8 protein-coding genes are annotated in these 8,831 nt (G+C 67.9%); 5 read left to right on the top strand and 3 right to left on the bottom strand.

The genetic code is table 11. The features are described 5' to 3' along the window. The 5 genes from ZRA01_RS00820 to ZRA01_RS00800 all read left to right on the top strand — a co-directional run. Nucleotides 1-1,666: WD40 repeat domain-containing protein (locus tag ZRA01_RS00820; RefSeq protein WP_141348843.1), on the top strand; the 1,666-nt coding region annotated here is incomplete at its 5' end. Nucleotides 1,667-1,675: 9 nt separating this feature from the next. Then, nucleotides 1,676-2,686 (top strand): DnaJ C-terminal domain-containing protein, encoded by a 1,011-nt coding sequence (locus ZRA01_RS00815; protein WP_141348842.1) that lies wholly within the window; start codon nucleotides 1,676-1,678, stop codon nucleotides 2,684-2,686. A gap of 50 nt (nucleotides 2,687-2,736) precedes the next feature. After that, nucleotides 2,737-3,999, top strand: a complete 1,263-nt coding sequence (gene trhP / locus ZRA01_RS00810) for a prephenate-dependent tRNA uridine(34) hydroxylase TrhP (RefSeq protein WP_141348841.1) — start codon at nucleotides 2,737-2,739, stop codon at nucleotides 3,997-3,999. A 115-nt stretch (nucleotides 4,000-4,114) separates the two neighbouring features. Beyond that, nucleotides 4,115-4,333 carry a 50S ribosomal protein L31 gene (gene rpmE, locus ZRA01_RS00805; RefSeq protein WP_141348840.1) on the top strand — a complete coding sequence of 73 codons (219 nt, stop codon included), beginning with the start codon at nucleotides 4,115-4,117 and terminating at the stop codon, nucleotides 4,331-4,333. Nucleotides 4,334-4,446: 113 nt separating this feature from the next. Beyond that, nucleotides 4,447-6,087, top strand: a complete 1,641-nt coding sequence (locus ZRA01_RS00800) for an ArnT family glycosyltransferase (protein WP_141348839.1) — start codon at nucleotides 4,447-4,449, stop codon at nucleotides 6,085-6,087. Between the two features lie 196 nt (nucleotides 6,088-6,283). Here ZRA01_RS00800 and ftsB read toward each other — a convergent pair whose 3' ends face one another. The 3 genes from ftsB to kdsA form a co-directional block, all read right to left on the bottom strand. Then, nucleotides 6,284-6,559: a cell division protein FtsB gene (gene ftsB / locus ZRA01_RS00795; protein WP_141348838.1), complete on the bottom strand. Its 276-nt coding sequence runs from the start codon at nucleotides 6,557-6,559 to the stop codon at nucleotides 6,284-6,286. Between the two features lie 61 nt (nucleotides 6,560-6,620). Beyond that, nucleotides 6,621-7,910, bottom strand: a complete 1,290-nt coding sequence (eno, locus tag ZRA01_RS00790) for a phosphopyruvate hydratase (RefSeq protein WP_141348837.1) — start codon at nucleotides 7,908-7,910, stop codon at nucleotides 6,621-6,623. Nucleotides 7,911-7,987: 77 nt separating this feature from the next. Then, on the bottom strand, nucleotides 7,988-8,827 hold the full coding sequence (gene kdsA / locus ZRA01_RS00785) for a 3-deoxy-8-phosphooctulonate synthase (RefSeq protein ID WP_141348836.1): 840 nt from the start codon (nucleotides 8,825-8,827) through the stop codon (nucleotides 7,988-7,990). Nucleotides 8,828-8,831: the final 4 nt, after the last annotated feature.

Genomic DNA, 8,831 nt, shown 5'->3' with positions numbered 1-8,831 from the left:
CGCGCGCTCGGGCACTGAACTCCGTCGCTTCGACGGACACACCGGCCGGCTCACCGCCTGCGCCTTCTCACCCAACGGGCAGCTCGTCCTCACCGCAGCCCACGACAACTCCGCCCGCCTCTGGGATGCCCGCTCAGGCACCGAACTCCGACGCTTCGACGGACATACCAACCGGCTTTCCGCGTGCGCCTTCTCTCCCGACGGACAGTTCGTCCTGACCGCTGCCTGGGACAACTCCGCTCGCCTCTGGGACGCCCGCTCCGGCGCCGAACTCCGACGCTTCGACGGACACACAAGCGGACTCACCGCCTGCGCCTTCTCCCCTGATGGGCAGTTCATCCTCACCGCCGCCGACGACAGCTCCGCCCAACTCTGGGACGCCCGCTCCGGCACCGAACTCCGCCGCTTCGATGGACACACAAGCGGACTCTCCGCCTGCGCCTTCTCTCCCGACGGGCAGCTCGTCCTCACCGCCGCCAACTACGGCTCCGCCCGCCTCTGGGACGCCCGCTCCGGCACCGAACTCCGCCGCTTCAATGGGCTGACCGACTCGGTCACTGCCTGCGCCTTCTCCCCCGACGGACAGTTCACCCTCACCGCCGCCTGGAACTGCTCCGCCCGCCTGTGGGACGCCCGCTCAGGCGCCGAGCTCCGACGCTTCGATGGACACACCGCCCCTCTCACCGCCTGCGCCTTCTCCCCCGACGGGCAGTTCGTCCTCACCGCAGCCTGGGATCACTCCGCCCGCCTGTGGGACGCCCGCTCCGGGACCGAGCTCCGCCGCTTCGACGGACACACCAGCGCACTCACCGCCTGCGCCTTCTCCCCCGACGGACAGCTCGTCCTTACCGCCGCCTGGGACAACTCCACCCGCCTGTGGGACGCCCGCTCCGGCATCGAGCTCCGCCGCTTCGACGGACACACTGGCTGGCTGACCGCCTGCGCTTTTTCCCCCGACGGACAGCTCGTCCTCACCGCCGCCGATGACAACTCCGCCCGCCTGTGGGACGTCCGCTCAGGCGCCGAGCTCCGTCGCTTCGACGGGCACACCGGCGCGCTCACCGCCTGCGCCTTTTCCCCCGACGGGCAGCTCGTCCTCACCTCCGCCTATGACAACTCGGCCCGCCTGTGGGACGTCCACTCCGCCGCCGAACTCCGCCGCTTCGACGAACACACCCACCCGCTCACCGCCTGCGCCTTCTCCCCCGACGGGCAACATGTCCTCACCGCCGCTTGGGACAGCTCGGTACGCCTGTGGGACACCCGCTCCGGCAGCGAGCTTCTTCGCTTCGACGGGCACACCAGCCCGCTCACCGCCTGCGCCTTCTCCCCCGACGGGCGGTTCATCCTCACCGCCGCCGACGACGACTCCGCCCGCCTGTGGGACGCCCACACCGGCACCGAACTCCGCCGCAGCTATCAGAGCGATGACGGCTGGCTGAGCCTCGACGTGGCGAGCGGCCGCTGGCTGGGCGAAGGCAGCGCCACCGAGGCGATCCGCTACGTGGACCTGGCCGATTGCGACCCCGTCAGCGGCCAGCCCCGCGACGACGCCCCCCGCTGGGCGGCCTGCGACCTGCCCGAACTGCGCATGGACGCCTCCGCCGATGGGCCGGAAGCGCCCCCTTCATCACTTCGTCGCCCGCCCGGCGCCGGCGGCGATTAAAATACGCGGATGTCTGCCGTCGATTTCCATCAAGTCCTGGGCGTCACGCCCGATGCCAGCGCCGCCGAGATCAAGCGCGCCTACAAGCGCCTGGCCATGCGCTGGCACCCGGACCGCAACCCCGACCCCCGCGCCCACGACCAGTTCCGGCTCGTCCGGGAGGCCTTCGAGCGCCTCACCCAGCCCTTCGAAGACGCCGCCGCCGACGACACCCCCGCCGAAGCGCCGCCCTCCAGAAAGCAGCAGGCACCGCGCCCCCGCGGCGCCGACCACCGCCAGGACATCACCGTCGACCTCACCGAGGCCGCCCGCGGCACCACCGTCACCGTCACCATCGACGGGCGCGAGCCCTGCGACGATTGCGACGGCAGTGGCCAGCGCAGCTACGGCCGCACCAACATGTGCGGCAGCTGCCACGGCAGCGGCCGCCTGCGCAGAAACGGCCAGCTCGAAACCTGCGGCGACTGTGGCGGCAAGGGCTTCACCACCGACAACCGCTGCCCGTCCTGCGAGGGGCGCGGCTGGCAACCGGCCAACCGCCAGCTCGCCGTCACGGTGCCACCCGCCATGTTGCCCGGTGAAGAGCTCCGCATCGCCGGCCAGGGCGGCCCGGCGCCCGACGGCGGCGACCCGGGCGACCTCTACCTCACCCTGCGCACCCGCCCTCACCCCCTCTTCCGGCTGCAGCACCACGACCTGCATGTGGCGGTGCCGGTGAGCATCTTCCGCCTGCTGGCGGGCGGCCCCCTCGAAGTCCCGACCCTCGACGGACTGCACGAGATCCTCTTGCCGGAGTCCGCCGCCAGCGCCGAGATCCGGGTGCCTGGCGCCGGCTTCCCCGCCCGGGGCCGCCGCAAGGCCGGCGACCTGGTGGTGCACCTCGCGCCCCAGCACCCCGCGTTCCTCGGCAAGGAACAAAAGGCCATGCTCGAAATGGCCGAGCAGTTCCTGCAGCACCAGCTGGATAGCCAGTGCCCCGCCCTCGCGGCCTGGAACGTCGTGCTCGACGCCCACCGCTGACCCCTGCGCGGCCCGCGCCATCTGGCGCACCCCCAACCCAGAACCGATACATGCCCCGCAAGACACCCGAACTCCTCGCCCCGGCCGGCTCCCTGGCCATGCTCGACACTGCCTTCGCCTTCGGCGCCAGCGCCATCTACGCCGGCCAGCCGCGCTACTCGCTGCGCGTGCGCAACAACGATTTCGGCGATCTGCCCGTGCTGGCCGACGGCATTTCCCGCGCCCACGCCCTGGGCAAGCACTTCTACGTGGTCGCCAACATCTATCCCCACGGCGCCAAGATCAAGACCTTCATCAAGGACATCGCCCCGGTCATCGCCCTCAAGCCCGACGCCCTCATCATGTCCGACCCGGGCCTCATCATGATGGTCCGCGAGAACTTCCCCGAGATGCCCATCCACCTGTCGGTACAGGCCAACACCGTGAATGCCGCCGCCGTGCGCTTCTGGAAGCTGGCCGGTATCTCGCGGGTGATCCTGTCCCGCGAGCTGTCCCTCGACGAGATCGCCAGCATCCGCCAGGACTGCCCCGACACCGAGCTCGAAGTCTTCATCCACGGCGCCCTGTGCATCGCCTACTCGGGGCGCTGCCTGCTGTCGGGCTACTTCAACCACCGCGACCCCAACCAGGGCAGCTGCACCAACTCGTGCCGCTGGGACTTCAAGACCCACGAAGCCAAGACCTGCGGCAGCGGCGACGTGCATCTGCTCGAAGAGCCCCACAAGCGCCCCGGCGAATACATGCCCATCGAGGAAGACGAGCACGGCACCTACATCCTCAACTCCAAAGACCTGCGCGCCATCGAGCACGTGCAGCGGCTCACCGAGATCGGCATCGACTCGTTCAAGATCGAAGGCCGTACCAAGAGCCCGTATTACGTGGCCCGTACCTGCCAGGCCTACCGCCAGGCCATCGACGACGCGGTGGCCGGGCGCGGCCTCGACCCGGCGCTGCTCGGCCAGCTCGAAGGCCTCGCCAATCGCGGCTACACCGACGGCTTCTACCAGCGCCACACGCCCCACGAAACCCAGAACTACCTGCGCGGCCACTCCGAATCGGGCCGCAGCCTGTATGTGGGCGACGTGGTCGCCTACGATACCGCCCGCGGCCTCGCCGAGGTCGCCACCAAGAACGCCTTCTCGGTGGGCGACCGCCTCGAGCTGATCCACCCGGCGGGCAACAGCGAACTTCAGGTGGAGCGCCTCCTCACCCCCGGCGGCGACGAGATTACCCGCGTGCCCGGCAGCGATCACCGGGTCTGGCTACCCCTTCCGCCCGAAAGCGTCGGCGCTTTTGTGGCGCGTTTTATCTGAATCTGGTTTAAAACACGCCAACAACCTTGCGTAAGGCGCTGAAACAGTTCAGAATGCTGCGTTTCCGGGTGGCCAAATTCACCACCCACATGTACGTACCCCAAAGGATAAAGCGATGAAAGCCGATACCCATCCGAATTACAAGGAAGTCCAGGTCACCTGCTCCTGCGGTCACACCTTCGTGACCCGCTCCACCATGGGCAAGCAGCAATACCACGTGGAAGTGTGCTCCGCCTGCCACCCGTTCTACACCGGCAAGCAGAAGATCGTCGACACCGCCGGCCGCGTCGAGCGCTTCCGCCAGAAGTACGGTTCCGTTCAGCGTCTGGGCTGATCCGCAACACAGTTGCCGGAGTCGTCAAAAAAGGCAGCCTCGGCTGCCTTTTTTATTTTGCGCCAGCCCAGGCCATACCACTCGATCGCACCCCGACCGCACCACCGACGCCCATGCCGAACGCCGCTTCCCGCTTCAGCTTCAACCTGCCGGCACCGCTCAAGGCCTGGCAACTCGGCCTGCTACTCGCCATCTACCTCGTCGTCGGCACCACGGGCCATCTGCCCTGGCGGGGCGACGACCTCACCTACCTCGGGCCCATCCACTCGATCCTCACCCACGGCAACTGGCTCATCCCCGAGCTCGCAGGTGAGACCTTCCGCGACTTTCCGCCGCTCTACTACTGGGTCGGGGCCCTCCTCGCCAAGGCGCTCGGCTGGCTGCTGCCCATCCACGATGCGGCGCGTCTCGCCAGCAGCCTGTTCACCGCAGCCTTTCTTTACTGGATCGGCGTCGCCGCCCGGCGGCTTTACGGCCCCACGGCCTTCGCCCCGTCGATCCTGCTGGGCGTGAGCTCCCTCGGGCTGGTCGTCCATGCCCACGAAACCCAACCCGTGCTGGCTCAACTGGCCGGCATGGCCTTGTGCTACGCCGGCCTCGGCCAGCTGGCCGGCCGGCCGCTGGCGGGTGGCCTCGAGGCCGGCCTGGGCGCAGGCTTCGCGTTTCTCGCGGGCGGCCTGCCGGCCCTCGCGCTCACCCTGCCCGTGATGCTCGTCGCCCCCCTGCTGTGCAGCGCCTGCCGGTCACGCACGGCCATCGGCGGCATCGCTGCCGGTGCCGCTGTGGCAATCCTGATCCCCGCCGCGTGGTTTGCCGCCATCGCCGCGCTGCAACCCGGTGAAGCCTCGCGCTGGTGGGCAAGCGAGCTCGCCTCCGTCCTGCCCCACGCCGACCACCTGGGCAATTTCAGCCGCCTGCTGCAGCTCCTCGGCTGGTTTGCCTGGCCTCTGTGGCCCATCGCCGGTTGGGCCATCTGGCGCAGCCGCCATGTGCTGACCACCCCACCGCTGGCCTTGCCGATCGCAGCCTGCGTGCTGGCGATCCTGCTGGTGACGACGACCGGCCCGCTCAGGCCCGCCAGCGCCCTGCCCGTGCTCCCCGCGTTCTGCCTCCTCGCCACGCTGGGCGCCTCCAGCCTGCGAAGAGGTGCGGCAAACGCTTTCGACTGGTTCAGCGTGGTGGCCTTCACCTTCTTCGCGATCCTCGTCTGGCTCGGCTGGAGCGCGCTCAGCTTCGGCTGGCCGCCCGGGCTGGCGCGCCAGCTCGCCAAGACCGCGCCCAACTTCGCAAGCAGCAGCATCGGCCTGACGGCCTCCATCGGTGCGCTCATCAGCATCGCGCTGCTGGTGCTGCCGCAACTGACCCAGCGCACCCCATGGCGCGGCGCCACCAACTGGGCCCTCGGCATGACGCTGCTGTGGTGCCTCGCAGTCGCCCTGTGGCAGCCCTGGTTTGCTCACACCAAGAACTATCAGCCGGTGGCCGGCGAGCTCCGCAAGGTGCTTTCCGCGCAGCCAGCGGGCTGCATCAGCCGGCAGGGCCTGGCGGACACCCAGCGCGCCGCCCTCGACTACTTCGCAGATATCCAGACCATCAGCGACAAGACGGAGGCGGCAAAGGGCTGCCCGCTGCACCTGAACTATGCGGTCGGCGCCAATTCCAAAAAACTCAAGGAAGATGGCACCCTGATCTGGGAACGCCGTCTCGGCGGAGGCCGCAAGGCCGAGGTGTTCAGGCTTTACCGACGCGGCTGAGTCACGCCAGGCTGGCCGATGACGCAGCGGCCCGAGCTGGCGTGACGCAGCCCCGTAGAGGCCATAGAAGCCGTCGTGCCAGGCCATTCAGACATGTGCGCACATAAAAAACCGCCCGGACTGCGCTGGAGGCAGGGGCGGCGACGTCTCGGCAAATAATGATCCGGCGGCAGCAGGACGCTCCGCCTGCCCTGGCTTATCGGGCCTGGGGTGTCTGGACGAACACTTCGTCGGACTTGGTGAGGCCCAGTTCGAAGCGGGCCCGCTCCTCGACGGCTTCGTAGCCGGTCTTCAGGTCGCGGACTTCTGCCTCGAGGCTGCTGTTACGCTGCTCGAGACGACGGTTGGCCTCTTTGGAAGCCGTGAGCTGCGTCTCGACTTCCCACACGCGCAACCAGCCACCCTTGCCGATCCACAAGGGGTACTGCAGGGCGACGACGAGAAGGGCAAGGACGATACTGGGCCAGCGCATGGGTCGGGAGAAGAAAGACGTGATGGGGCAGCCGGCAAGGGCCGGCCGCCCCTGCCTGCGATCAGATCTTGCGCAGGTTGTAGAAAGCCGACAGGCCCGGGTAGACGGCGGTATCGCCAAGGTCTTCCTCGATACGCAGCAGCTGGTTGTACTTGGAGATGCGGTCGGAACGGGACAGCGAACCCGTCTTGATCTGCATGGCGTTGAGGCCCACGGAGATGTCGGCGATGGTGGAGTCTTCGGTTTCACCCGAACGGTGGGAGATCACCGCGGTGTAGCCGAAGCGCTTGGCCAACTCGACGGCCTCGAAGGTTTCGGTGAGGGTGCCGATCTGGTTGATCTTGATGAGGATGGAGTTGGCGATGCCCTTCTCGATGCCTTCCTTCAGGATCTTGGTGTTGGTGACGAAGAGGTCGTCGCCGACGATCTGCACGCGCTTGCCGAGGCGATCGGTGAGCAGCTTCCAGCCTTCCCAGTCGCCTTCGGCCATGCCGTCTTCGATGGAGATGATCGGGAACTTGTCGACCAGCGTGGCCAGGTAGTCCACAAAGCCGGCGGCGGTAAGGGACAGGCCTTCACCTTCCAGCTCGTACATGCCGTTCTTGTAGAACTCGGAGGCGGCGCAGTCGAGGGCCAGCACCACGTCGCGGCCGGCTTCGTAGCCGGCGTTGGTGATGGCTTCGAGGATCAGGTTGAGGGCTTCGTCGGTGCCCGACACGTTCGGGGCGAAGCCGCCTTCGTCGCCGACGGTGGTGGGATAACCCTTCTTGTCGGTGAGCTTCTTGAGGTGATGGAAGATCTCGGCACCGCAACGCAGGGCTTCGCGGAAGCTCTTGGCGCCGATCGGCATGATCATGCATTCCTGGATGTCCAGGGAGTTGTTGGCGTGGGCGCCGCCGTTGATGACGTTCATCATCGGCACCGGCATCGCCATGCGGCCGGAACCGCCGAAGTAGCGGTACAGGGGCAGGCCGGCCTCTTCGGCGGCAGCCTTGGCGACGGCCATCGAGACGGCCAGCATGGCGTTGGCGCCGAGGCGGGACTTGTTGTCGGTGCCGTCGAGTTCGATCAGGGTACGGTCGATGAAGGCCTGGTCTTCGGCGTCGAGGCCGATGAGCGCCTCGGAGATCTCGGTGTTGACGTTCTCGACGGCCTGCAGGACGCCCTTGCCCAGGTAGCGGGCAGCATCGCCGTCGCGCAGCTCGATGGCCTCGCGGGAGCCGGTGGAGGCGCCGGACGGCACCGCGGCGCGGCCCATCACGCCAGACTCCAGCAGCACATCGGCTTCAACGGTGGGGTTGCCGCGGGAATCGAGAATCTCGCGGGCAATGACATCAACAATGGCGCTCATGAACTTCCTCTCTCGTCTGAATTTAAACCGGCGACGATCCCGCCGCCTCGAACTTCAATATCTGACTGACGCCCGCCTCAGCCGCGGCGCTCTTCGAAGCCCTCGGCCTTCACCAGGGCATCGATGGCCTTGAGGGTGGCGAGCAGGGACTTGAGGCGCGGCAGCGGCCACGCGTTGGGGCCGTCGGAAAAGGCCTTGGCCGGATCGGGGTGGGTCTCCATGAACAGGCCGGAGATGCCGACCGCCACGGCGGCCCGGGCCAGCACCGGCACGAACTCGCGCTGGCCGCCCGAGGTCGTGCCCTGCCCGCCGGGCAGCTGCACCGAGTGGGTGGCGTCGAAGACCACCGGACAGCCGGTTTCACGCATGATCGCCAGGGAGCGCATGTCGGAAACCAGGTTGTTGTAGCCAAAGGAGGCGCCGCGCTCGCAGACCATGATGTTGTCGGCGCCGCCGTTTACCTCACGGGCCTTGTCGACGACGTTCTTCATGTCGCCCGGGGCGAGGAACTGGCCCTTCTTGATGTTGACGGGCTTGCCGCAGGAGGCGACGGCGTGGATGAAATCGGTCTGCCGGCACAGGAAGGCCGGCGTCTGCAGCACGTCGACAACCGCCGCCACGTGGGGCACCTCGGCCTCGGTGTGGACGTCGGTGAGGACCGGCACGCCGACGCGCTCACGCACCTCGGCGAGGATCTCGAGGCCCTTCTCCATGCCCATGCCGCGGAAGGACTGGCCGGAGCTCCGGTTGGCCTTGTCGTAGCTCGACTTGTAGACGAACGGAATCGCCAGCTCGGCGCAGATGTCCTTGAGCGCCGCCGCGGTTTCGAGGGCCATTTCCCGGGACTCGATGACGCAGGGCCCGGCAATCAGGAAGAAGGGTTTGTCCAGACCAACATCGAAACCGCAGAGTTTCATGGGG

The sequence above is a fragment of the Zoogloea ramigera genome, assembly GCF_006539865.1.
GTDB classification, from domain to species: domain Bacteria; phylum Pseudomonadota; class Gammaproteobacteria; order Burkholderiales; family Rhodocyclaceae; genus Zoogloea; species Zoogloea ramigera.
This window is presented reverse-complemented; position numbering and strand designations above follow the sequence as displayed.